The sequence below is a fragment of the Sunxiuqinia rutila genome (genome assembly GCF_050589705.1).
Lineage (GTDB): Bacteria > Bacteroidota > Bacteroidia > Bacteroidales > Prolixibacteraceae > Sunxiuqinia > Sunxiuqinia rutila.
The window spans coordinates 161,705-186,094 of the sequence record NZ_JBNGOT010000006.1; the positions used below are offsets into that span (position 1 = coordinate 161,705).

A 24,390-nucleotide genomic window follows, 5' to 3' on the forward strand; every position below is an offset into this window, starting at 1 on the left:
CTTAAAATGATCTCAATAATTAAAGCAAATTCTATGAAAAAGCTCCTGATAACCTGCCTTGCCGGATTCTTGTTTTTCCAGGTTTCATGTGTAAACTCGAAAAGTAACAAAGAAAACGGCAGTGTGGTAAAGATAGAGACCTCCTATGGCGACATCACCCTCCGTTTGTTTGATGAAACGCCTATTCACCGCGATAATTTTATCAAACTGGCCAATGAAGGTTTTTATGACGGATTGCTCTTTCATCGGATCATTGAGAATTTTATGATTCAGGGAGGCGATCCGGATTCGAAGAATGCGACACCAGGCCAGCGGCTGGGTGGAGGCGATCCGGGCTACACGCTGCCAGCTGAGATTAACGATCAGTTTTTCCACAAAAAGGGCGTGCTTGCTGCTGCCCGGCGGGGAGGCCCTGACAACCCGGAAAAGCGTTCATCGGGTTCCCAGTTTTATATTTTGCAGGGAACGGTATTCACGCCAGGTGCCTTAGACACGCTGGAACAAAAGATGAATCAGCAACAACAGCGAGCCATCATGAAAAAACATTTGGATCAGGCTCAACAAGAACTGAACGAGCTTCGGAAAGCCGACGATCAGGATCAATTCAATATTCGTGTCGCTGAAATCAGAGAAGAAGCCAACGCAGAAGCCAGCCAGCTGCCTGCGAAAAAACTGTCAGCCGAGCGCCGTGAGGCTTACACCACTGTTGGAGGCTATCCCTCACTGGATCAGGAATACACCATCTTTGGCGAAGTGATTGATGGACTGGATGTGCTGGACAAAATTGCTGCCGTTGAAACAGACCGGTATGACCGTCCGGTAGAAGATATTCAAATGAAAGTGAAAGTACTGGATTAATGAAGCAACTAACACTGATCATACTCTTTTTACTGAGCCTGCACAACGTGAGTCAGGCGCAAGACCGGGTGGTTGAAATTAAAACCAACCTGGGCACCATGAAGTTTGAACTGTACAACGACACGCCCAAGCACCGCAATGCCTTCATCAAGCTGGCCAGCGAGGGCTACTACGATGGAACCTTATTCTACCGTGTCATTCAAAACTTCTTGATCCAGGGAGGCTCCAAGTCATCGCGCAACGCACCTCCCGGCAAGCGCATTGGTTATGGCGATCCGGAACATACGGTAGATGATGAAATTCTGAAACACTATTACCATCAAAAAGGTGCCTTGTGTGCTCCCCGTCAACCCGATGAGGTTAACCCCTTCAAGCAGTCCGATATTTCGCAATTCTACATCGTAAAAGGCCAGGTTTTTACAGAAGGACAGCTGGATACGCTGGAAATGGCTGTTAACCGTCCCATTCGTAAAAAGATTACGCAACAGATTTACACCCCCGCTATCCGGGAGGAGCTAAAACAGTTGAAAGCCGAGAAGAAAGTGGATGAGTTTCGGGCCATTGCCGAACGGGTTAAGAAAGATATTGAATCAGCCTATCAACTCAATCCAAATGTACTGGAGTTCTCCGAGGCTCAGCGCAAAGCATACACCACCGTGGGCGGTTATCCTGACCTGGATGGCAAGTACACCATTTTTGGCAAGTGCATCAGCGGTTTTGAGGTGATTGATAAAATTGCTGCGCTGGAAACCGATGAAAACAACCGCCCCCTGAAAGATGTAACCATTGAAGTGAATCTGATCGAATGAAATACCTAAAGTACGCCTTGTTTTTTCTGCTCATTTGCGGATACCTGATTAGCTGCACATCGTCTTCTCAAAAAGAGAAAAACACTTCGCCTGAGGCGAAACAAGCAAAAGCGAAACCAGCTGATTCGGCTCAAAACTATGCTCAATTCGTTCCATCGCTGGTTAAAATTGAAAGCTTCAACAAGGGGCGTTTTTTAGAAAGCGAAACGGCATTCTTTGTTGGCAAACAGGAGATTGTATGCCGGCTATCCATGCTCAAGAATGCCACAGATGTCCGCATCACTCCATTTGATGAAGAGAAGACCTATGCCATTTCAGGGTTTCTGGCCGTTGACCGGATCAACAATCTGGTGCTGCTAAAGGTAGAAGGCATTGAACGCACCCCCATTCCGCTTTATCCGGGCATTGTTCCCAAAACCGCCAAAAGCATCTACCTGACCAAACCTCAAAGCAACACCCTCCCCCTGCATCGCGGCCAGGTGCTCAATTACGGCAAGGTTGCCGGGGTTAACCAATACCGCGTTGACAACCTCTTCCGATCAAAATCTTACGGAACTCCGGTCTTTGTTTCCAACCTTCAGTGCATTGGCCTGGGTTATGCGGAAGTTGTTACCTACGAAAACCAAAATTTGGTTATTCCGTCAACCTACATTGCAGCCCTACTGCAGAAGCAATCAGCAACCGTGCAAAAACTGGAAAACTTGCGCACCCAGGCGAGCGAGGCCATGAGCAAAGCCAACAGCAAAGTTAAAGGCTTGCGCATGGAAACCGACTATGGCACGATTCAGATCCGGCTGTTCAACGAAACGCCCGAATACCGTGATAATTTTATCCGGCTGGTGCGTGAAAACTACTACGACAGCCTGCTGATTCACCGTGTAATTAAAGGCTTTGGCATTCAAAGCGGTGCTGCGGACACCCGCTACGCCGGCCCCAATGACATTGTAGGCTGGAAAGGTCCCGGTTACACCCTGCCGGCTCATATTGTTCCAGGCTTCTTCCATCGGCGGGGCATGATAGGCTCCCCCCGAAAGCCCGATCGCGGCAACAGCAAACGTCGTTCCGATGGCTCCCAGTTTTACATTGTCACCGGCCGGGTGTACTCCGACAGTGAACTGGATGCCATTGAAGAAGAGAATGGACAACGGTTTACGCCCGAACAACGGCGGATTTACAAAATTGAGGGCGGTGCTCCTCACCTGGACGGAACCTACACCATTTTTGGTGAAGTGGTCGATGGGTTGCAGGTAGCCGATGAAATAGTAAAGCTTCAAACAGACGAAGATTTCAGGCCCTTGAACGATATTCGTGTGAAAAAAATCACCATTATCGACTAGGCTTTTGGTATTTCCTTCCATCCAATTTACGTTTTCCCCCTTGAATGATTATCTTTGCCGATCTATTTCAACAGGACAGACGATGTTAGACAAAATTAAGCAGTTACAAGAGGAAATTGAAGCCTTGAGTGCTTCAGGTAAAGACGAAGTGGAAGAACTCCGCATCAAGTACATCAGTAAAAAAGGATTGGTTAGCCAATTGTTTGCTGATTTTAAAACGGTACCTGCCGAGCAGAAAAAAGCTGTTGGACAAGCCATCAATGTTTTAAAAAATAAAGCCCTCGATAAGATTAACGAGCTAAAAGAAAGCTTTGAGAATGCTGATCAGGGAGATGGAAGCACTGACTTGAGCCGCCCGGGTGAACCCATGCGACTGGGAACGCGTCACCCACTGGCCATTGTTCGTAATGAAATTGTTGAAATATTTGCCCGTCTTGGATTTACCGTGGCTGAAGGCCCCGAAATAGAAGACGACTGGCATGTGTTCTCGGCCTTGAATTTCCCGCCGGAGCACCCCGCACGCGACATGCAGGATACTTTCTTCATTGAAAAAGATCCGGATGTGCTGCTACGTACCCACACGTCCAGTGTGCAGGCCCGTGTGATGCAGAAAACACAACCTCCCATCCGCGCAATTTTCCCCGGACGCGTTTTCCGCAACGAAGCCATTTCAGCTCGTGCCCACTGTATTTTCCACCAAATTGAAGGACTGTATGTGGATGAAAACGTATCGTTTGCCGATTTGAAGCAGACGCTGCTCTATTTCTCACGTGAGTTGTTTGGCGAAAAAACCGAGATTCGTCTGCGCCCATCTTACTTCCCATTTACCGAGCCATCGGCTGAAATGGATGTGAGCTGCTCCATTTGTGGCGGAAAGGGCTGTAACGTTTGTAAATACACCGGATGGCTTGAGATTTTGGGTTGCGGAATGATTGATCCAAACGTTTTGGATTCCTGCGGTATTGACTCAAAAAAATATACAGGATTTGCCTTCGGAATGGGAATTGAACGAATCACCATGTTGAAATACGGAATCAAAGACATCCGCCATTTCTTCGAAAACGACGTTCGTTTCCTACGTCAATTTGAATCAGCATATTAGAATAAAAATAAATTCACACAAAGAAATCCTGGACTCCGGTTCGGGATTTTTTTTGACCACCATTTGAAAACCAATTCCAGAGAACCTCTGCTTTTGTCTCCAAAGTGAATGGCAGGTAGTAAATGAAAAACTGGCCGATGGTCGTGGTAGTTGGCTAAAAGTTAAACTTCATCAAGCCAATAAATCAAACAAGTCTTCGGCCTCTTCGACAAAATAGTCCGGATTTAGGCTTTTAAGCTCCTCGTTGTTGCCAAACCCATAGGCCACTGCAATCGTGCTTATTTCATTGGCCTTTCCGCCTACAATATCGAATTTGGTATCGCCAACCATCACCACTTCCTGGGAAGGAAAAATTTGGTTTCGATCCATCACCCGGGTAATCAGCTCGGCTTTGGTATGTTTTTCACCACTTCCCGCCCCTTCGGCATCTACCAGGTACCGATCCAATTCGAAGTGGCGCAAAACCCGCTTCATAAACTCATTTTTCTTCGAAGTGGCCACATACAGCTTTCGCCCCTGACCATCCAACTCCTGCAGCAATTCCAAAATACCGGGATACACTTCAGCCTCGTACATGCCACGCTCACTGTAGTACTCCCGAAAAAGCTTCATAGCCAGCTGGCTTTGCTTCTCGTCAAAATTCAGAATATGCTTCAAGCCATCCTGAATCGGGGGACCAATCAATTGATCAATAACAGCCTCACTATCCAGGTCGAGCGACATGGCATCCAACACATAGTTTAACGCATTATGCAAGCCAAGCTTCGAGTTTACCAGCGTTCCGTCCAAGTCGAAAATAAGGTGCGAAAAATGGATCATATCGTCTGTTTTAGCAACAAAGTAAGTGGAAAATATTGAAAGCTTAAAAAGCATCATTCGGGTTTTACCAAATCAGGCTGCAAAGTACTTGCGACTCATGAGATTATGTCTTAATTTCGCTGGTAATTTAACCAAATACAAAACCTTATGGAACTTCTCTCACCCTCACCAAAACCTGTAATTCCGTGGCAGGGAACCGTATTGGGGCTCATCGGCGTCGCTCAAATTCTATTCTCCATCCTGTTTTTCTTTGTCATCATGTTAGGCCTCACCGTAGGGGGTTTATTCTCCGCCTTTGCGCTTCCCGATGTAGAGTCTCTTCTCCCCTCACTGGCTATCGGTTCCATTGGCGTTCTGGTCGTTATATTCGGCCTTCCTTTCTTCATTCTAAAGGTATTGGTAACAATCGGTTTATTCAGAGGTAAACGCTGGACGGTTATCGTTACCATTGTGTTTGCAGCCCTCGGCCTGATGATGCATCTGGGATCGTTCAATCTTTTTTGGCTCACCTTTACGGCCATCGAATTGGGTCTGGCCATTGTCTGCCTGCGCGATCCGTTTTACAACCAGAACAATCCCGCATACCGGCCTCACGCCTGATTGAATTAACGTCCCGTTTGCTGGCTGCTCTTCCGGGGAATTCGCTTAACACTCCTGAATCATTATCTTTGCGCCTTATTTCAGGGAAAAGCAAGCGTTGACACTATGAATGAGTACTTTTTGCAAATCATCCGGGAAGCAACCGGAGCCAGTAAACTGACCAACAAAGAACACATCCAAAGCCTTTGGAGTGGCTATGGCAGCATTGATCGTTATCAGCTACAGGGATCGCCCCACAGCAGCGTGGTGGTCAAGCATGTTCGCCTGCCCAACCAGGACCATCACCCACGTGGCTGGAACACCGACCTCTCGCATCAGCGAAAGCTGCATTCGTACCAAGTTGAAACCAATTGGTATAAAGACTGGAGCAAGCAATGCGATGAAACTTGCCGCATTCCGCATTGCCTGGCACTGGAAAGCCAGGGCGACGAAGTGTTGATGGTGATGGAAGATTTAGACGAAGCCGGATACCCGAAGCGGAAATCGTCCGTTAGCTGGAACGAAATGGCAGCCTGCCTGCAATGGCTGGCTAATTTCCATGCCACTTTCATGAATGAAAAACCAAACGGACTTTGGGAAGTAGGTACTTACTGGCACCTGGATACCCGCCCTGATGAGCTGAAAGTGCTGGATGATCTTCCGCTGAAAAAAGCGGCCCGAGCCATTGACCAACAACTGCGCGAAAGCCCGTTTCAAACTTTTGTACATGGCGATGCCAAGCTGGCCAACTTCTGCTTTTCACCCGACGGAAAAAACGTTGCAGCCGTCGATTTTCAATATGTGGGCGGCGGATGTGGTATGAAAGATGTGGCTTATTTTATTGGCAGCTGTTTGTACGAAGAGGATTGTGAACGCCTGGAAAGTCAGCTGCTGGACACTTACTTTCAGGCTTTGCGGCAAGCGCTGACCTCCAAAAAACCAGCCATCGATCAGGATGCCCTGGAAGCCAACTGGCGCGAACTTTTCCCAGTAGCCTGGACCGATTTTCACCGGTTTCTGAAAGGCTGGAGCCCCGGCCATTGGAAAATAAACAGTTATAGTGAACGACTGGCCCGTCGCGTTGTTAAACAAATTAATTCGTAAGCCCATTACCATGAGACTAAATCAACAGGATCTTCAAATACTCAGCAAGGCTGCTATTCATGCTGCTCAGCAAGCCGGCCAATTAATATCAAGCTACAGCCAGCAAAAGATGGCTGTGAAGAATAAAGGCGTGGGCGACAGTCTGGCTTCGCAAGTAGTAACTGAAGTTGATCTGATGGCTCAGGAAATGATTCTGAATTCCTTGGCAGAAATCACTCGGAAATATGATTTAGGCACTTTGGGCGAAGAAAGTCCGGACAACCAGGAACGCTTCGAGAAGGATTATTTTTGGTGTATCGACCCCATGGATGGCACACTGGCCTTTATTAAGCAACGGCATGGCTATGCCGTATCCATCGGCTTGGTTTCGCAAGCCGGCGAGCCGGTTATCGGGGTTATTTACGACCCGCTGACCCAAACCCTGTATGACGCGGTAAAAGGGCAAGGCGCTTATCGCAACGGGCAAAAATGGCAAGTGTCCATTCCTGAGGAAAGCCCGCTACACCTGATTAGCGATACCAGTTTTCAAGATTTGCCGCAATTTGAACAAAGCCTTCAAGAGCTGGAAATTATTAGCCAAAGAATGGGTTATCAGGGACTTCAAACACGCTTTCAGGGGGGTGCCGCACTCAATGCCTGCTGGGTGCTGGAACAAGCCCCGGCCTGCTATTTCAAATATGCCAAAAAAGAACCGGGGGGAGGTAGCCTATGGGATTACGCTGCCAGCGCCTGCATCTACCAGGAAGCCGGAGCCTGGGTTAGCGACATGCATGGCAATCCGCTGGATTTGAACCGCCCGGATTCCACATATCTCAACCATCGGGGAATTCTTTACGCCACCAGCGAAAAGCTTGCGCGGGAAATTATTGCATTAGGCGAAAGAATGTGTAAAGAAAATTGAAATCAGCAGCTTGAAGAGCAGACTATTCATGCAGTTTAACTTTTGATTTCTTCCCGACAATCACCTGCAGTTGTTGTGGTAAAATTTCCAGCTCGAACTGATGGTTTCCCAGGTTTTCGCCGTCCGCTTCACCTTCAATCTGGTTTTCAGAAGCTACGACCACCTTGCTGGCCTGAAAGACAGATACCCGCTCATCGTTCACAAATTGGCCATTGAATAGGCCCGGCAAGTTTTTTAGAATACCGCCCAAGCCAATTTCACGAATGACAGTCACCTGAAAAACCCCGTTATTGGGAATGGCTCCCGGCGCCTGCATCATGCCTCCACCATTGTATTTTCCAATACCAATACTGGTCGAAAAGATCAGATCTTCCACCTTTTCGTCATCCAAACGAAGGCTCACTTTTCGGGTTTGGTAATTCAGGTAGCCGGTAACCAGGCTTTGCAAGTAAATTCGCCAGCCAGTACGCCCCTTTTCTTTCAACCGATTGGCTTTTTTGGCCACTAAAGCATCAAAGCCAAAACCGGCCATATTCGTAAAAAAACGCTGTTTTTGCAGCTCTCCTTCCTGGTAGTTGATCAAGCCGACATCCTGCAAAATGGTTTTGCCTTTTCGAATCCGCTTGATCGCTTTTTTGTAGTTGTTGGGAATACCAAAAGTTTTGATCCAATCGTTGCCTGTTCCTACCGGAATCATCCCTACAATCACTTCCGATGGCGCACAAACCTGCTGCTGAAGCACACCGTTTGCCACCTCATTCATTGTTCCATCGCCCCCAGCCACAATCAGTTTCCGGTAGCCACGCTCAATCCCTTTCATCGTTAGATGGATGGCATGTTGCGGATAGTTCGAGATAAATAATTCAAACTGAAAACCTGCCTTTTGCAGCCGTTTTCGTATTTTCTCCACGTCTTTGCGTCCCTGTCCGCTTCCGGCCTGCGGGTTCAGAATGACCATCCAATTTGTAAGTTTGGCTTTTCCCATGATTCAGTCTTTGATCAACCGACGGCAAGATACACAATATCCAAAGTTTAGGAGAAAAGCGAAACAATTCTTTTAGCCATGGAAAAACATCAGGCATTTAGCCAGAGCAACACAAAAAGCACAATTCCTCCGGTCATCAGCAACGCAGATGCGGTATTGACAAAGGCCGTCAGCCAAAAGTCGCGGTCTGCAATTGTTTTTTCATGATGTCCGATGTAGGGTTTGTCCACCAACCGCCCATGATAAATATTCGGCCCACCAAAGCGACATTTCAGAATTCCGGCTAAGGCAGCTTCCGGATAACCGGCATTGGGACTGGCATGTTGATGCCCATACCGAAAAACATGTATCAAACCACCCGGACTAAAACTCACCAGCACCATCAACAGGGCTGTTAAACGGGCGGGAACAAGATTGAGCAGATCATCCAAGCGGGCGGCAAACCAGCCATAGGCCTTGTAACGCTCATCTTTGTAGGCAATCATCGAGTCGAGGGTGCTGGCCATTTTAAAAGCAAAAAGCGCAGGAACACCGCCTAAAGCATAAAAAAACAGGGGTGCAATCACCCCGTCGCTCAGGTTTTCGGCCATGGTTTCCAACACAGCCGTGCGAATTTGCTGCTCATTCAGTTGGGAAGTATCGCGCCCAACAATGAAACTGAGTTGTTTGCGCCCGGCTTCCAGTCCTTCGGTTTTCAAGGCCCGGATCACCAGCCACGATTCAACAATCAGACTCCGGTTAGCCAACCCGAAAAAGACAGCGACTGATGCCACCACCCAATAAACCACTGGAAAAGCCTCCAGCCAGCGAAACAGCGCAAACAGGATTAGCCAGGTGCCACCCACCAAAAAGCCGGAAGTAAGAGCCCCTTTCAACCTGCGATAGTCTCCGCGGTTGAACCGCTTTTCAAACCAGCTGATCAGCCAGCCAAACAAACGAATGGGATGCGGCAACCACCGAGGATCACCCAACAGGCTATCGAGCAAAAAGCCAACCAATAAGGGTACTATGATGAAGTAAATTTTGTCCATGAATAATAGCCATGTTTTTAATTACGAGTTATCCCGAACTCATTTCGGGACCTGTCTGCTATTAATGCAGATCCTGAAACAAGTTCAGGATGACGCTCATTTCTTTTTCATGTTATACTTCATCACCGAATACAGGTAATCCATATCGACACAAGCCCGCACATGATCGGCCAGCTTGTCGTACTGTTCCTCTTTGAAAGCAGCATAATCAAACTCAGTCACATCGGCCTGCAGGCCATTCGCCTTAAGCAGGGCTTCTATCACCGTTTTGTTATCCAGAATTCCGTGTAAATAGGTTCCCCACAACTTAGGCGAAACCATACAACCATCCTCTGTTCCATCCTCCAGGCGACATAGCGACTCTGCTCCCATGCGCCGGGTTTGCCCCATGTGAATTTCGTAGCCCGAGCAAACTTCGGCCCGATTCTGAAAACGAAAGCGGGTTTGTTCGGTCCTTTTTTCTTTGCTCAGTGTGGTAATTACCGGCAACAATCCCAATCCAGGCATGGTTTCCACATCGCCTTCAACATGATCCGGATCACGAATTTCTTCGCCCAAAATTTGGTAGCCCCCACAAATGCCATACACGCCTTTGCCGGCTTCCGAGGCCTGTATGATTGCTTTGGCCAGTCCCCGCTCACGCAGGTGTATTAAATCGGAAATGGTATTTTTCGACCCGGGAACCAGCACGATATCTGCCTTGGAAATCTCGGCTGCATTGGCCGAATAGTACAAGTTGACATCCGGCATGCGCTCGAGCATGTGAAAATCGGTAAAGTTGCTCATGTGCCGCAGCAACACCACGGCCACATTAATTTTTCCGGCTTCAGTGCTTCCGTGTTTATAATCAATCACCACGCTGTCTTCCTGCTCCACATGAATATCGTTAAAGTATGGAACCACACCGATCACCGGAACTCCGGTCAATTCCTCCAGCATGGTTCGTCCTTCGTCAAACAGACTGATATCCCCCCGGAATTTATTGATCAGAATACCTTTGATCAATTTCCGTTCGGCCTCGGGCAATAGCTTGATGGTACCATAAACACTTCCAAACACGCCTCCCCGATCAATGTCGGCAATCAGAATGGTTGGTGCCCCGGTTTCAAGCGCCACCCGCATATTGGTAATGTCTTTGTCCCAAAGGTTAACTTCCGAAATGCTTCCCGCACCCTCCATCACAATGGGATTGTATTGTTCGTTTAAGGATTGCCAGGCTTTCATCGCTTCAGCAAAGAGAAAATCACGGTCGGTTTTCAGAAAATACTCCCGGGCCGACTGGTCACCCATCGGTTTCCCGTTTAAAACGATCTGTGCACTTTTAGCACTGGTGGGTTTCAGTAAGATGGGATTCATAGCACTCAGGCAGGGAATGCCACATGCTTCGGCTTGTACGGCCTGCGCACGCCCCAGCTCCAGCCCTTCTTCGCTGGCGTAAGAGTTCAACGACATGTTTTGCGCTTTAAACGGCGCCGGAGCATAGCCGTCCTGCTTGAAAATACGGCAGAAGGCCGCATTAATCACCGATTTACCAACATCGGACCCCGTCCCGACAAACAGGATGGGCTTGAGTTTCTGTATGTGTTTCATTTGATTTCAAATTCATAAACACCACCATACGATGGTGCAAAGTTGGAAAAAACAGCCTCCATCGATTGGTTTTCCAGCATGGATTTTAACAGCCGAATAACCCCCGCATGCGTTACAACAACCACACGTTTGTGGGTTGATCGACTGAGTTCATGGACAAAATCAGCCACACGCTGATGCAATTCCGGTAAAGACTCGCCTCTTACTGTTGGCAATTCCTGATAATGATTCATCCAATGCCTGCCTTCCGGTGTGGCATAAATCGCATCCCAGGTTTGCAGTTCCCACTGTCCAAAGTTCATTTCTTTCAACCGATCATCCTGTACAATGGGATGATGCGTAAATACGGCTTTGGCCAATGTCTGGCAACGGCTTAGCGGACTTGAAAACACCGCATCGACCTTTAGTCCGGCGGTAGCTGCCTGTACCTCGCTCAATTCTTTCAGGAACGAATCAGCCAAAGGCACATCGGTTTGTCCGTAGCAAATTCCAGCAGGAACAGCCACACGGGTATGTCGGATTGCAATGAGTTTCATCTCTAACAGTTTACAAAACAGCCAGCAGACACAGGTAAAAAACCACTTCAATCATCTGTTGAAGTGCCCCCAGACAGTCGCCCGTATAACCTCCAACCTTACGTTCAATGTACTTTTTGAACTGAAAAGTAATCAGCAATGAAACCGGAAGAGCAAGCGCCATGAGTTGCCACGGTAAAAAAGCAGCAGGCAACAAACCAAAAAGTACGGCCAAAACCAGGTCTGCATTCTTGCCCCGCTTGCCAATGGGCTTGGTTTTACTCAATTCATCTTCGCGCGAGTACCAGCTGGTAAAAATGATGATGACAGGCATCAGCCGGCTAAAAGCATGGCCAGCAACCAAGGCCAGCAAAATCATTTGGGCTGAAAGACTTTGCAAGGCCAGAAACTTGGTTCCCAACATGCCAATCAGTCCCACTGTGCCATAGGTTCCGATGCGGCTGTCTTTCATGATGGTGAAAATCTTTTCGCGGGTATAACCGCCTCCAAAGCCGTCGCAAAAATCGGCAAAGCCATCTTCATGAAAAGCGCCCGTTGCAAAAATGGTCGCCAGCATACTCATAAAAACAGCCAGTTGAAATGGCAGGAACAAGCTTAATCCATAGCATACCGCAGCCCCAATGCCACCAATAATCCATCCAATCAGAGGGAAATAGCGGGTAGAGCGATTCAGCCGCTCATTGGAGAATGGCAGGTTTCGAGGCACCGGAATCCGGCTATAAAACATGACTGCTGTTAAAAACAGGTTGACTTGCTCTTTCATTATTCAAGACTTTGGATATTAGATTTTCAGACAACTTCGAGTTCCGTAAGAAAAGCCCTTAAGTTCAAGTTTCAACCTTCGGTCTGCTATCCCAACGCTATCCCCTGGCTCTCTGCTCTTCTGCTACGCTTTATTCGAAACTCCGGCATCCTCAAAGCTAGCCATTTCATTTAAGAAAGTAGCTGCCGCCCGAATAACCGGAAAGGCTACTGCTGCTCCCGATCCTTCGCCCAAGCGCATGCCCAGGCTCAACACCGGCTTGGCTTGCAGGAAGTTGAGCACCAGCTGGTGACCTTGTTCTTCAGAAGCATGACAAAAAATACAGTTTTCACGAACCGATTCATCAAACTGAATAGCCGTTAAGGTGGCCGAAGTTGCAATAAATCCATCAATCAGGATGACCATACCAAGCTTGCGGGCTTCCAGAATGGCTCCCACCATCATGGCAATTTCCAGCCCGCCAAAAGTGGCCAGAGTTTCCAGGGCTGATTGAGGGTTATACTTTTCAGAAACCGCCTTCAAAATGGCTGTTTTATGGTCCAGTTTATCGCCGGTCATTCCCGCTCCTTTGCCGGTGCACTGCTCAATGGGAAGTTTCATAAAACGATGCATCAACAGCGACGATGGCGAAGTATTGCCAATGCCCATTTCGCCAAATCCGATGGTGTTGCATCCCGCTTCAGCCTCCTCCTTTACGAATTGAGCGCCGCGCTGCATAGCCAGCTTACATTCTTCCAGGCTCATGGCAGGTTCGTTCATCATGTTTCTGGACCCGCGAGCTATTTTAGCATTGGTAATCGGAAGTTCCGCAGGAAAATCATAATCCACCCCGGCATCAATCACCTTCAAATCAATGCCATTTTGCTTACAAAACACATTGATGGCTGCTCCGCCTCCACAAAAGTTCATTACCATTTGCCAGGTCACTTCCTTCGGATAAGGGCTCACACCTTCATCGGCCAGGCCGTGGTCGGCAGCAAACACAAGCAAGCTCGGTTTTTCAAGTTTGGGTGAAAGGGTATTCTGAATCAACCCCAGCTGCAAGGCAATGCTTTCCAACTGTCCTAAAGCCCCGTGCGGCTTGGTCTTCAGGTCGATTTTATGTTGTAATTGTTCTTTTAAATTTAGGGTCATTTGTTGCTAAAATTATATGTTGTCATTCAGTAAACATTCATCTATTCGTCGCCAGTCAATGGTTCATACAAAGCGCCTTATACGCCTTCCTTTATTTTGACTGGAATACCGGAAACCATCAGGTAAACCGTGTCGGCTTGCTGGGCTATAAACTGGTTTATCCACCCTTGCAGGTCGGCAAACTTACGCGCCATTTCATTTTCAGGATGAACCCCCATGCCCAGCTCGTTGCTCACTACCAGCAGGTTCATATCTTGCTTGACAAACTTGGTCCATTCCGCTTTAGCCGCTTCCATGGCCACTTCAAGCTGATAGTCATTGTCGTGGAAAAAGTTGGTCAGCCACAAGGTGATGCAATCCAATAAAACCGTTTTTCCCGTCAAGTCATGCTTTGACAAGAGCTTTTCCTCCTCCAGGGTCTGCCACCGGCCATCACGGTCGCTTTGATGTCGCTTCACCCGCTGGGCAAAATCTTCGTCCCAAATACGGGCTGTTGCCAGGTAAACCGGCGATTCGGATTGCGCCTCGGCCAGCTGTTGGGCAAAACTGCTTTTTCCCGATCGGGCACCTCCTGTTATCAATGTAATTGTTGCCATAGCCTATTCGTTTTTGAACTTAAAACGTTCTATTTGCCTGTTTGGTAAGATCAGTTTAAACAAAACAAGAGGCAGACTGCTGTTCCAGTCCCCTCTTGCTCAACACAACTACCTGATTTTCTTAACAAGTTGCATCTATCTATTCTAATCTAAAAAAAGCGCCATTGCCGGTGAAGCCCCTACAGTTTTAGTGCTTAACAGTTCGCCTGCAGTATTGTATATTTTCATCAATCCTGCACCCGTCACACTTTCTCCGGCAAACACATAAATTTTGCCGTCTACAGGGTTCACTGAAACTCCTTTCGCCCCCGAAATATTGCTTATAAATGGTTCAGAGCCAAAAGTCTTTGTGGCCACATCAAATTCTGATAGCGATCCAGTCAGGTTCCATTGGCCTTCGCCATCCTGAACGTAAGAAGCAGCTGTAACGTAGATCTTCGTAAAATCGTTGTTTGCCGCCATAATCGAAGCGTACTCGGTGCTAACCCCGCTCAAGGGGTAAATATCCTCCAGCTGATTCGTTACGGTATTGATATACCCCAAGCCGGTTTGCTCGGAAGGATCAGAGTAAGTATTCAACAAAGAAACATACAGGTTTCCTTTAGGATCTTTTATGAAATAAGAACTTACAGCAGGGGTAACAATGTAAGAAATAGCCTGATCATCGAGATTCATTACCGCCACACTATCTTTAAAGTTTAATGCGGCATAAAGCTTTCCATTCACAATTTCAAGGCCTTCAGGACCGCCAGGAAGACTGATTGTTTCTTCTACTGCACCAGTCACTATATTATACTTGGCGATATAGGATATTGAGTTATCATTCCAAACTTCACCACCCCAGCACGAAACATACAGATAATCGCCGCTGGCCACACAAGCACGTGGCTTTTCGATCTGCTCAGTCAGTCCGTTCACTGTTTGCTCAAACAGCGGGTTTACCGTAATTAATTGATCCGGCATATTTCCCAGTAAAAACACCTGATCATCATACTGATACATATACTGAATATTGGAAAGTAATTCCAGTTCATCATTCTGTTGCTGGTAGTAGAAATTGGTCAGCTTGTCCGAATCATAATCATACTTGGAAATGCTGGCTCCACCCGAACCATAATCTCCATAATTCACAATATAAGCGCCCCTCACCAGTTCACTGGGAAACGGATCTCGTTTCGGCTCATCATCTTTAGAGCAAGAACTCAGAACAGCCAGTGCCAAAAACAGCACCGAAAAATAGCTCAACAATTTTTTCATAAAGTATAATTTTGGATTTTAAATAATATTCAGATTCGTAGACAAACTCAGGCGAAAACTTCGCCCAGGCATGGCGTAATAGCGTTCGTTCTGGTAATCGACATCCAGCAAATTATCCACTGAAAACGACAGGTTAAACCCTTGTTTTCCTAACTTGAGCTGACGCGACACCCCACAATTTGTCAGGAAATAGGGATCCATTTCACGTCCAAATTCATCCGAGTAACGCATACCCGTGTAAGCGCCATCAGCATAAACCAGCCAGGCCTTTCGTTTCAAACTTAAAAAGACATTGCCCATGTGTTTGGGTACGTAAATCAACTGTCGGTGCGTTACGCCGCTTTCCGACACATTTTCAACAGCTTCAACCGGATTGAAATTGTAGTTCAACCGAAAGTTCAAATGATTGTCTCCCAGCTGCCAATCGGTGTTGGATTGAAACTCGAACCCTTTGCTTACCACTTCCATCAGGTTTTGGGCCTGCCAAACTCCAAAGTTGCGCCACTCAATCCAATTCTTGACATCCATATAGAAAGCATTCAGCTTCAGGTCCGATTGAAAATCATCCCGACAGTAGATGTAATTCAAGCCCAGCTCGTAATTCATGCCATCTTCAGCTTTAAGGTTGGGATTTCCTTGTGTTCCCCAATACCGGTCGTTGAAGGTTGGCACACGGTAACTCCGGGCAAGGGTGGATGTCAGTTTCAAAACCGACAAATCATTCGTAAACAGGCGATATTCCGCACCCAGTGAGGGGGTAAAAGGAGCATCAAAATCGGTAACAAACGACTGCCGCAGGTTAAGGGTCAATTTCAATCGGTGCCAAAAGGTGGCAAAAGCTGAAACATAAGCATCCAAATGCTGCTCGTTATCAACCACCTCATCCGAATAGGCATAGACATCGGGCACCATGTATTTGTACTTTAGTCCGGCCTTGTAACCCAGGTTCGAATTAATATCCTGCTTCACCTCCAACTCCGAAACCAACCGGTCGGTTCCAATGCGTTGCACATCGATGCTGTCATAAACCTGCATATCATGCACATAACCAACTCCCAAACGGTAATTTAAGCTTTGTTTGTTGTTTTCATACTGCGACCAAAACCGCACATGCTTGTTATCCAGCTGCTCCGTGGTTTTATAATGAAGGTTGCTTGGCATGTTGGGCTGAATTTCGTGCCAATCGTGTTCCAGCCAAACGGCTGATTTAATAAATTCTCTTGAATTGAACCGGTAATTCAGCTCCTGAACCAGCCCTTTATTTTCAATGGACGCCCCATTTTGCCGGTCAGCTACCGGCTCACGGTTCTCCACATCTCCGGTATACGGATTATCAAAAGGGAAATCATTCTTCTTTTTGTAGTAAAACAGACGGGTAACAGACTCCCAACGCCCATTCCCAACAAATACTTTGGCTCCGTACAACTGCTCTCCAAATGAGCCTTGAGTAATGGTTGATTGCACTTTCATCCCATCCGTCCAGTTACTTTTTAGTCCGAGGTAAATGGCTCCTCCGATCGACCCTGACCCGTTCACCGCCGATGAGCTTCCGTATTGCAAATCCAGCCCGTCAAACAGGTACGAGGGCACCGACGACATGTTACTATGCCCCAAGGTTAAGGAATTGACGTTGAGCCCGCCAAAATTTACGGAAGTATGGTCGGGCGCTGTTCCACGCAACCGGATGGTGGATAAACCACCCGCATTGGACTTTACATAGATTGGGGTAAAACGCATCAGCAACTGATCCAGACCACCGCCTGAAGACAATTGCAATTGCTCGTTTGAAATGGATTCCAACTTAGCACCGGCCTGGTACTTTTTCACGGTGGCGTAGGTGTTTACCTCGTCCAGCAAAATGGTGTCCGAAAGACTGTGCTCCTGAGCATAAAGCCCACCAATAGCGAGCACCAGAAGTCCTGATAATAAAATAAACCGTCTCATTTCTAAATTAGTAGAATGAGCTTAGGATAAGATTGTGAAAAATACGCGATTATTATTCACTAGCTTTATTCCCGAAGCTTTTGTTCATATTCAAAACGGATTTTGGCAGGTCTTCTGGCTCACCTTGCTTTCTGACGCCTTCCCGTTCTGATAAAAGAACAGTGGCATGGGGTTCAGAAAGCTGTATTAAGGCTTACAGCTGCGGGTACAGCTCCGGATTCTAACCGGATTCCCTATTCATCCCGACCGCGGAACGATCGTTGGAACCAAATCCGTGGCAAATGTAGGAATAATTTCTGTTTGAAAAAGGCTTTTTCCACTTCTCCATTCAAAATCAGGAAAAATGAGGCTAATAGCTGAAATTGATTCTCAAGCCCAGCAACAAGTGCTCGTCCTGCTGAGCGCCAGCCGTTTCTAGCCACTGGAGGTGAGGAGAAAGATAAACCCATTGGTTGAACTGATTGCTAATGTAAAGCTCAGCCAGCCGCTCATGCTGGTCGTCGCCAGAAAGCTTGGTATCGCCATAAGCCAGGCCAACATTAAACTCCCGGTTCAGCACCAATTGCTTGAACCCGATGCCGGCACTCCAGGCCCGCTCCACTCCAAACCATTCGGCCAGCTTCGATTCATTTTTAGCATAACGCCCAAATATGGTGAAGGTGCCGGCAATCAGCTCATCCGCCGAAAAACCAAATCCCTGGCTATTTCCTGCTTCCGGATGTTCATAGCCATAAATCCGGAAGTTGGCTTCCCACTTGCTGCCTGGAAACAGCATAAAGCCCGTTTCGGCAATTTTAAAGTGATGCCGCATCAGGTCATTGCCCGAATTATCGAGGCGATTTAAGCCAACCTGAAGGTAAAACCGGTTCAGGAACGAGCTTCGCAGCCGGATTCCGGGAGAGTTTGGAGGTGCTGGCAGTGCCGTGCTATTCACAAAGGCTCCGCTTAAAAACTGGCTGGTTTCGTCGTTGGCATGCAGGTTATTATCGAAGTAATTGGTCACATCAATCTTCCCAAGGTTCACCGTCAGTATGTCTTTCAAAGCCCGAAACTCAGCCCAGGCTTCCAGCACCACCAAGTGGTCAATTCCTTCAGCACTTTGGGAAGAACCGGCATCGGCATTCAAAACACTCCGATTGGGTATAAGCTGATCCGGCCCGTCACCCCCCACGGCCTCCAGATCGAAGAACAAAATGGTATGCGGCCCAAAGCTGGTAAAGGCAAAAATATCAAATGAACCGACGCCCTGGTAATTGGCATCCGACCTTGGTTCTACCTGAACACTGGCGGTAGCCACTCCGTTAAACTGCAGTTTTCCATCGCGTTGGCTAAGCGCTTTCAGCAGCTCGTCCACCTGCTTGCGCTTGGAGCGCTGAGCCTCGGGAATATCAGCTCCTTCCTGGGTTTCAAACAAGCCCAAAAACTGATTGATTAGTGTGGTATCGCGCTGGTCGGTTCGTGGTTCAAAAACAGGTAAGGCCAGTCCTTGCAGGCTGAGGATCACCAACAGCACCGCCCCAAAAATAAGTCGTATTGGTCGCATAGAACTTGCTTTTGCTCAAGCAAGTTAAGTCAATTATGCGAATCTTTCATCATCTTCTCACTCACCAAAAAGATAACGGGTTTGTTGGAGTACGGATTGGTGCGGGTAATAACCGGCGTTTTATAAACTTTTTCGATGGTATCGAAGGAAAGGACTTCCTCAGGTGTTCCCTGGGTAAACAGTCTCCCTTCGTTGAAAAGAATCAGCTGATCGCAATATTCCGAGGCCAGATTCAGGTCATGAATTACCATCAAAACAGTCAGTTTCATCTCTTTATTGAGTCGGTACAAAAGGTCCAGGATCTTAACCTGGTGCGTGATGTCCAAATGCGAAGTCGGCTCATCGAGAAGCAGCAATTCCGGTTCCTGTGTCAAGGCCCGCGCAATGGCCGCCCGCTGCTGCTCTCCCCCACTCAGCTCAGTCATCAGCTTGTCTTTATGCTTCAAAACATCGGTCAACTGCATGTAATGGTGGGCTTTTTCATAATCCCCTTTCGACTCGAAAAATTGAAAGCGGTTGTGGTAAGGCATGCGCCCCATCAACACATAATCTTCTACCAAAATCTGATCGGTATCCACAAACTGACTGACAATGGCAATGTTTTGTGCCCGTTCTTTCAAAGAAAGCTGCTGCAGTTTTTTTCCTTTCAGAAAGACAGCTCCATCCAGGGTGGCAATGGAGTTGGTGATGCCACGAAACAAGGTTGTTTTTCCCGAGCCGTTGGGCCCGATAATTCCGTTGAACGAGCCCTTTTCCAGGCTCAGGTTAATCCCGCTAAGTTTAAAGCCGGGGTAGCCACAGGAGAAATTATCGATGTGAAAAAACGTGTCGCTCATGCTAATTCCCCTTTCTTTTTTGACTCATTAACAACAAAAACACGACTCCGCCAATGATGCCGGTAATCACCCCAATGGGTAGTTCGTTGGGCGAAATAATCGTTCGGGCCACCACATCGGACAACACCAGGAAAATACCTCCCAACAAAAAAGACCCGATCAGTAAAAACCGATAATCCGAGCCAAAAAGCAGCCGCAACACATGCGGAATAATCAGGCCCACAAAACCAATAACGCCGGCTACCGACACGCAAATTCCAGCCAGTAAGGAAGCCAGAATAAACATCACCCTAATCACCACATTCGTGTTGACCCCCAGGTGCATGGCTTTTTCTTCGCCCAAACGCAAGGCATTCAGCGGTTGCACAAACAGGTAGGCAATGACCAATACCACCAAACTCGAAATCAGGGTTAGTTTGATCAGCCCGGTATCCGGTTCATCCAGCGAACCCATGATCCAAAACACGATGCCATGCAGGTTATCCGAACTGGTGGTAGCCATCAGGAACATCATGGCAGACGAAGCAATGAAGCTGACCATTACCCCCGTAAGCAGCATGTTTTGAATGTTGATGCTTCCCTTTCGGCTACTTAGGGTATAAACCAAAAAGATGATTACAAAGGCCCCCGTAAAGCCCGATAAGGGCAACATAAAAGAGCCCAGGGAAACGTGTAAGCCCAACACAATGGTAAAGGCTACCCCGAGCGACGCACCGCCTGAAATTCCGAGGGTAAAGGGCTCAACCAGCGGGTTCCGGTAAATGCCCTGCAAAATGACACCAGCCAGGCTTAAGGCACCGCCAACAGCAATGCCCAGAATAACGCGAGGCAGGCGCACCCTTGAAATCAACAAATACTGTAGGTTGCTTTCATCGCCGCCGTGTAACAACATCCGCCAGACTTCGCCAACACTTAGTTTCAGCTCACCTACCGACAAACCAATGCCTGCCGAAAACAATAAGGCGGCGATTAAGGCCAGCACGGCCCCGATCCATTTAATGTATTTTCCTTGTCCGACCAATGTTTATTTCTTTAGTTCATAAGTTCCTGCGTTCATCATTCCGCCAATTCTATTACGAGTAACCGCAAAAACCGGTACATCTGCTTTTTTTATTTTATTCTTAGAAATGATCCGTTTTACGGGTTTTAAAAACACACGATAAAAACCAATCCTTCTTATTCGTTCAAACTCAACTGTCCTGTAGCCGGACGGACTGATTCTTTTCCATTCGATGAAAAGAATGCAAAAATCTTGTCAAACCGAACCCTCTGCCGGGCGCTTTGACGGCCCCCCACCCGTACCTGACAGGCATATGACTTTCTTCTAGCCTTTCGGAATTTTAAACTGAGCTAAATGTACCAGCAAAAAACCGGTACATCTGCTTTTTTATTTCATTCTTAGAAATGATCCGTTTTCCGGGTTTGTAAAAACACGCGATGAAAACCAATCCTTCTTATTCGTTCAAATCCAACTGTCCTGTAGCCGGACGGGCTATTTAAAATTCAATGCCTTTCCGACTGGGAATCCCCTCATCGAAGGGATGCTTCACCTTGTTAATTTCTGATACATAATTGGCCTTGGCAATGAGTCCGGCTGTGGCACCACGCCCGGTTAATATCAGTTCCATTGTTTCGGGTTTCGATTCGATAAATTGAATCAGATCAGCTTCTTCCAGAAAACCATCGCGTACACAAATCACAATCTCGTCCAGAATCATCAAGTCGGGCGAAGCGGTTTGGCAGTAAGCCGACAAATACACCAGCGCCTCTGCCACCTGCTTTCGAAGGCTTTCCGGGCTCACCGATTTATTGAAATTCGGGTGGCCGTCGGTGAATCCCATAATGGTGGCTCCCAGCTTTTTCAGGCTGTCAATTTCATGATAGCCATACAACTCCGGCCGCTTCATAAAATGGGCATACACCACCTTCAAACCTTGTCCCAGGGCCCGGGTGGCCAAACCAACCGAAGCAGTCGTTTTTCCCTTGCCTGTTCCGGTATACACATGAACCAATCCTTGTTTCATCGTTGGTAAATTTTAGTGATTAAATCCTCCAGAGACTCTACAAACGACAAGGGGGTTGGGCTGCAGGCCTTATCGGCATCCATCATGAAAATCTGATTTTTCTGCACCGCACTCAGGCTCGGATAGCTCATCCACTGGTTCTTTTCCTCTTCTCCAATCATGCCCATCAGCACCACCACAATGATGTCGGGATTTCGGATCAGCACCGACTCCCGGGTAATGCTCCCCACCGTCAGGTCGGATGCAATATTCTCCGTTTTTGAGAAACGGATGAAATCATTCATAAACGTATTGGGAACCACCGAAAACAGCGGATTAGCGCCAATCTGCAGCATAATTTTTTGTGACGGAGCATCTGCCGGAATCCGTTCAAGCGTTTGCTTCATCCGAGCTTTGGCATCGGCAATAAGCGTTTCAGCCTGTTGCTTTCTTCCTACCTGCTCGCCCAGATCAACAAACTGGCTGCATATCTCCTCAAAGGAGCGTGGTGAATCAAACACCAGCACATCCACTCCCAATTTCCTGAAGGTGTCAATGGTTTTGGGTTTGGTGAGCGAAGTGGTAATCACCAAATCCGGCTGAAGCAGCACGGCTTTTTCGTAATTCACCTGAATAGCCGAGGCCACCACTTCGGCCTGGGTGTCACTTTGCAGGGTGCAATAACTGGTACATCCAACCAGCAAATCGCCGGCACCCAGCAGGTACAGGTTCTTGGTCAGCGAAGGAGCCAGCGAAATGATTCGCCGGGGGGCTTGTGCGTGTGTTGCAACCACGGCAACAACCACAAAAACAAGCGTTAACAAATAACTCGAAATTTTCTTCATTCTACTTTTAGGGCTTTGCGCCTTGGAGAAATCGAATTGGCAGGAACCACGTTCCCGACGATCTTTTTTCCCGAAGATCCGGTTAAACAATCTGTTGTTGGCAGGTCTTCTGGCTCACCTTTCTTTTTTTGAGGCCTTCCCACCCCGGAAAACCGGGACAGTGGCTGGGGTTCAAAAAAGATTTTGCAAGGCTTACAGCAGCGGGGACTGCTCCGGATTTGCACCGGATTCCCTTATTAAGGCACTTTCTGATAAACAGAAAGCAGGCCACCACAACACCCGCAAAAGTAGAAAATAAATTTGGGAAAGGAGGAATTCCACGTAAGAGAGAATTTTTTGTGCCCCTGCCCCAAGTATCTTTTCCGCTTCGCTGGCTCTTTTCTTTCGATAAGTAAAGGAAGTCTGCAAGGAATCCAATCTGCACCAGTCCGATGCATCAGAGATTCACTACTTTATCGGCTACTTTCTGCAATTCAATAATGTCCATCATGGTGCCGGCCAAACCAACCTCCATGTTGTCGATCAGCCCAAAATGATTTAAACAGGTTTTACAAGCCATGAGCCGGACGCCTTTTTGCTCCAGCGTTTGCAGGATTTCGATAACCGGTGAGCCACTGCAGATAAGCTGAACGCCCGCATTGTAAAAGACAATTACCCGGGGCAGGTGGGTTTCTTCGTTCAGCAGTTTCAGGTAGTTACTAACCAGCAAAAGGCCCAGCGATTCATCGCCGGCTCCCATGCCGTGCTGTGTAATTTGTATCAGGGTGTTTTTAAAGCTTCCCATTGTAAGTTTCGTTTGACTATGAAGTTTGACTTGCTCCTGCCCTTTCCGGGAAACCGCTCGTTCCTCAGCGCGCAGGATATCAGCAAAGGTAAATCTTCCTTCCTTTTATTCTCCCAAAAAAGAAGTCAACTTCGAACGAAACCGGGCTTACATGATTTTTTTGCGATCAGGCTTCAGGTTTTTCACCCACTGGTTGATGATGTAGTCATGCTTGCTAATCCACTCACGCACACCATCTTCGGGACTGGCTTCACCAGTCATGGCATCAATAAGGCTATTGATTTGTTTTTCAGAAAGCTGCATGCGCTCGAAAAAACGAACCACATCCGGCAGACGATCTTCCAGCCCACGGGTTCCCAAGGCATAGATATTTTCCTTTTCGCCAAACACCTTGAGCGGATCATCTAAAAACCGGATGTCGAAACGGGCAAACAAGCCATGCGGCTCCCACCCTGTTATGATCACCTCTTCGCGACGCTTGTAGGCTTCGGTAAACAGCCTCACCATTTCCTGCTCCGACAGGTTTTTCAGCTGAACCGTTTCAAGCATGTATTGCTGCATGGCATAGCGCGCCTGGTACATCACCCCGGCTTCGGCCTCAATACCAATTATGGTCACATCGGTTCCTTTCAAATCCTCCAGCGAGTGGTAACGGCTGTAGGCGGGCACCAGCAATCCTGTTCGCGCATCGGGATAGATGATTCCCAGTTGTTCAATCGAATCGGCATAAGCCTCCAGATAGTGACCGTGAGTTTCGGGCAACCAGGCATCGGCAAATACGTCTGCTTCTCCCCTCGCCACTTCGGCATAAGCCGACTCCACATCGGTCAGTTTGGTTTGCACGTCAAAATCCATCCGATCCTCAAGCAGTATTTGAGCCAGCGTGGTCAAGGCAACCGCTTCCGACCAATCGGTATAGACCAGCTTTACCATTCGCTCCTGCCGGGGCTCTTGGCTGGATGGCGCACTGCAGGCATTCAACAGAAAAACACTCAACAGGGAAAGCAATATGATTCGAAATTGAACTCTCATAG

General features: G+C 47.7%; 24 protein-coding genes and 2 riboswitches. Of the genes, 7 read left to right on the forward strand and 17 right to left on the reverse strand.

Going from position 1 to position 24,390, the window contains the following annotated elements; translation table 11 throughout:
- Positions 1–33 precede the first annotated feature (33 nt).
- The 4 genes from ACRD6K_RS09380 to pheS all read left to right on the forward strand — a co-directional run bounded on the left by ACRD6K_RS09380 (position 34) and on the right by pheS (position 4,106).
- Positions 34–858, forward strand: a complete 825-nt coding sequence (locus ACRD6K_RS09380; protein WP_430973036.1) for a peptidylprolyl isomerase — start codon at positions 34–36, stop codon at positions 856–858.
- Positions 858–1,667: a peptidylprolyl isomerase gene (locus ACRD6K_RS09385; RefSeq protein ID WP_430973037.1), complete on the forward strand. Its 810-nt coding sequence runs from the start codon at positions 858–860 to the stop codon at positions 1,665–1,667. Before ACRD6K_RS09380 ends, ACRD6K_RS09385 begins: the two co-directional genes overlap by 1 nt.
- Positions 1,664–3,004 (forward strand): peptidylprolyl isomerase, encoded by a 1,341-nt coding sequence (locus tag ACRD6K_RS09390; protein WP_430973038.1) that lies wholly within the window; start codon positions 1,664–1,666, stop codon positions 3,002–3,004. Before ACRD6K_RS09385 ends, ACRD6K_RS09390 begins: the two co-directional genes overlap by 4 nt.
- A gap of 82 nt (positions 3,005–3,086) precedes the next feature.
- A complete protein-coding gene (pheS, locus tag ACRD6K_RS09395; protein ID WP_299578513.1) occupies positions 3,087–4,106 on the forward strand; it encodes a phenylalanine--tRNA ligase subunit alpha in 1,020 nt (339 codons plus the stop codon).
- A 171-nt stretch (positions 4,107–4,277) separates the two neighbouring features.
- On the opposite strand, the gene ACRD6K_RS09400 is transcribed toward pheS, so the two are convergent.
- Positions 4,278–4,925 (reverse strand): HAD-IA family hydrolase, encoded by a 648-nt coding sequence (locus ACRD6K_RS09400; protein ID WP_430973039.1) that lies wholly within the window; start codon positions 4,923–4,925, stop codon positions 4,278–4,280.
- A gap of 147 nt (positions 4,926–5,072) precedes the next feature.
- On the opposite strand from ACRD6K_RS09400, the gene ACRD6K_RS09405 reads away from it, so the two are divergent.
- From ACRD6K_RS09405 to ACRD6K_RS09415, 3 genes are all read left to right on the forward strand, one after another.
- A complete protein-coding gene (locus tag ACRD6K_RS09405) occupies positions 5,073–5,525 on the forward strand; it encodes a hypothetical protein (protein WP_430973040.1) in 453 nt (150 codons plus the stop codon).
- Positions 5,526–5,630: 105 nt separating this feature from the next.
- Complete coding sequence (locus ACRD6K_RS09410; protein ID WP_430973041.1) at positions 5,631–6,608, forward strand: oxidoreductase family protein; 978 nt, start codon at positions 5,631–5,633, stop codon at positions 6,606–6,608.
- A gap of 10 nt (positions 6,609–6,618) precedes the next feature.
- Positions 6,619–7,509, forward strand: a complete 891-nt coding sequence (locus tag ACRD6K_RS09415) for a 3'(2'),5'-bisphosphate nucleotidase CysQ family protein (protein ID WP_430973042.1) — start codon at positions 6,619–6,621, stop codon at positions 7,507–7,509.
- 22 nt (positions 7,510–7,531) lie between these two features.
- On the opposite strand, the gene ACRD6K_RS09420 is transcribed toward ACRD6K_RS09415, so the two are convergent.
- The 16 genes from ACRD6K_RS09420 to ACRD6K_RS09495 all read right to left on the reverse strand — a co-directional run bounded on the left by ACRD6K_RS09420 (position 7,532) and on the right by ACRD6K_RS09495 (position 24,388).
- On the reverse strand, positions 7,532–8,494 hold the full coding sequence (locus ACRD6K_RS09420; protein WP_430973043.1) for a diacylglycerol/lipid kinase family protein: 963 nt from the start codon (positions 8,492–8,494) through the stop codon (positions 7,532–7,534).
- 89 nt (positions 8,495–8,583) lie between these two features.
- The gene (cbiB, locus tag ACRD6K_RS09425; protein WP_430973044.1) at positions 8,584–9,525 is read right to left on the reverse strand and encodes an adenosylcobinamide-phosphate synthase CbiB; all 942 of its coding nucleotides are present in this window, start codon (positions 9,523–9,525) and stop codon (positions 8,584–8,586) included.
- 96 nt (positions 9,526–9,621) lie between these two features.
- On the reverse strand, positions 9,622–11,115 hold the full coding sequence (locus ACRD6K_RS09430; protein WP_430973045.1) for a cobyric acid synthase: 1,494 nt from the start codon (positions 11,113–11,115) through the stop codon (positions 9,622–9,624).
- A complete protein-coding gene (gene cobC, locus ACRD6K_RS09435; RefSeq protein WP_430973046.1) occupies positions 11,112–11,651 on the reverse strand; it encodes an alpha-ribazole phosphatase in 540 nt (179 codons plus the stop codon). Before cobC ends, ACRD6K_RS09430 begins: the two co-directional genes overlap by 4 nt.
- 10 nt (positions 11,652–11,661) lie before the next feature.
- Positions 11,662–12,414, reverse strand: a complete 753-nt coding sequence (locus tag ACRD6K_RS09440) for an adenosylcobinamide-GDP ribazoletransferase (protein WP_430973047.1) — start codon at positions 12,412–12,414, stop codon at positions 11,662–11,664.
- A gap of 123 nt (positions 12,415–12,537) precedes the next feature.
- On the reverse strand, positions 12,538–13,548 hold the full coding sequence (gene cobT / locus ACRD6K_RS09445; protein WP_430973048.1) for a nicotinate-nucleotide--dimethylbenzimidazole phosphoribosyltransferase: 1,011 nt from the start codon (positions 13,546–13,548) through the stop codon (positions 12,538–12,540).
- Positions 13,549–13,625: 77 nt separating this feature from the next.
- Positions 13,626–14,144, reverse strand: coding sequence for a bifunctional adenosylcobinamide kinase/adenosylcobinamide-phosphate guanylyltransferase (gene cobU, locus ACRD6K_RS09450; RefSeq protein WP_430973049.1), 519 nt, complete (start codon positions 14,142–14,144; stop codon positions 13,626–13,628).
- 144 nt (positions 14,145–14,288) lie between these two features.
- Positions 14,289–15,401 carry a DUF5074 domain-containing protein gene (locus tag ACRD6K_RS09455; RefSeq protein ID WP_430973050.1) on the reverse strand — a complete coding sequence of 371 codons (1,113 nt, stop codon included), beginning with the start codon at positions 15,399–15,401 and terminating at the stop codon, positions 14,289–14,291.
- An 18-nt stretch (positions 15,402–15,419) separates the two neighbouring features.
- The gene (locus tag ACRD6K_RS09460; RefSeq protein WP_430973051.1) at positions 15,420–17,345 is read right to left on the reverse strand and encodes a TonB-dependent receptor plug domain-containing protein; all 1,926 of its coding nucleotides are present in this window, start codon (positions 17,343–17,345) and stop codon (positions 15,420–15,422) included.
- A gap of 86 nt (positions 17,346–17,431) precedes the next feature.
- Positions 17,432–17,631: riboswitch (cobalamin riboswitch) on the reverse strand.
- A 63-nt stretch (positions 17,632–17,694) separates the two neighbouring features.
- Entirely contained in the window at positions 17,695–18,888 is a 1,194-nt protein-coding gene (locus tag ACRD6K_RS09465; protein ID WP_430973052.1) for a hypothetical protein, read from the reverse strand.
- Positions 18,889–18,917: 29 nt separating this feature from the next.
- On the reverse strand, positions 18,918–19,724 hold the full coding sequence (locus ACRD6K_RS09470; RefSeq protein ID WP_430973053.1) for an ABC transporter ATP-binding protein: 807 nt from the start codon (positions 19,722–19,724) through the stop codon (positions 18,918–18,920).
- A gap of 1 nt (position 19,725) precedes the next feature.
- A complete protein-coding gene (locus ACRD6K_RS09475) occupies positions 19,726–20,745 on the reverse strand; it encodes a FecCD family ABC transporter permease (RefSeq protein ID WP_299578497.1) in 1,020 nt (339 codons plus the stop codon).
- Between the two features lie 475 nt (positions 20,746–21,220).
- Complete coding sequence (locus ACRD6K_RS09480; protein WP_430973054.1) at positions 21,221–21,748, reverse strand: cob(I)yrinic acid a,c-diamide adenosyltransferase; 528 nt, start codon at positions 21,746–21,748, stop codon at positions 21,221–21,223.
- Complete coding sequence (locus ACRD6K_RS09485) at positions 21,745–22,572, reverse strand: ABC transporter substrate-binding protein (RefSeq protein ID WP_430973055.1); 828 nt, start codon at positions 22,570–22,572, stop codon at positions 21,745–21,747. The genes ACRD6K_RS09480 and ACRD6K_RS09485 overlap by 4 nt, the downstream gene beginning before the upstream one ends.
- 82 nt (positions 22,573–22,654) lie before the next feature.
- Positions 22,655–22,859, reverse strand: a riboswitch (cobalamin riboswitch).
- A 149-nt stretch (positions 22,860–23,008) separates the two neighbouring features.
- Positions 23,009–23,434, reverse strand: coding sequence for a sulfurtransferase-like selenium metabolism protein YedF (gene yedF, locus ACRD6K_RS09490; protein WP_430973162.1), 426 nt, complete (start codon positions 23,432–23,434; stop codon positions 23,009–23,011).
- 69 nt (positions 23,435–23,503) lie between these two features.
- Positions 23,504–24,388 carry a glycine betaine ABC transporter substrate-binding protein gene (locus ACRD6K_RS09495; RefSeq protein WP_430973056.1) on the reverse strand — a complete coding sequence of 295 codons (885 nt, stop codon included), beginning with the start codon at positions 24,386–24,388 and terminating at the stop codon, positions 23,504–23,506.
- Between the last annotated feature and the right edge of the window lie 2 nt (positions 24,389–24,390).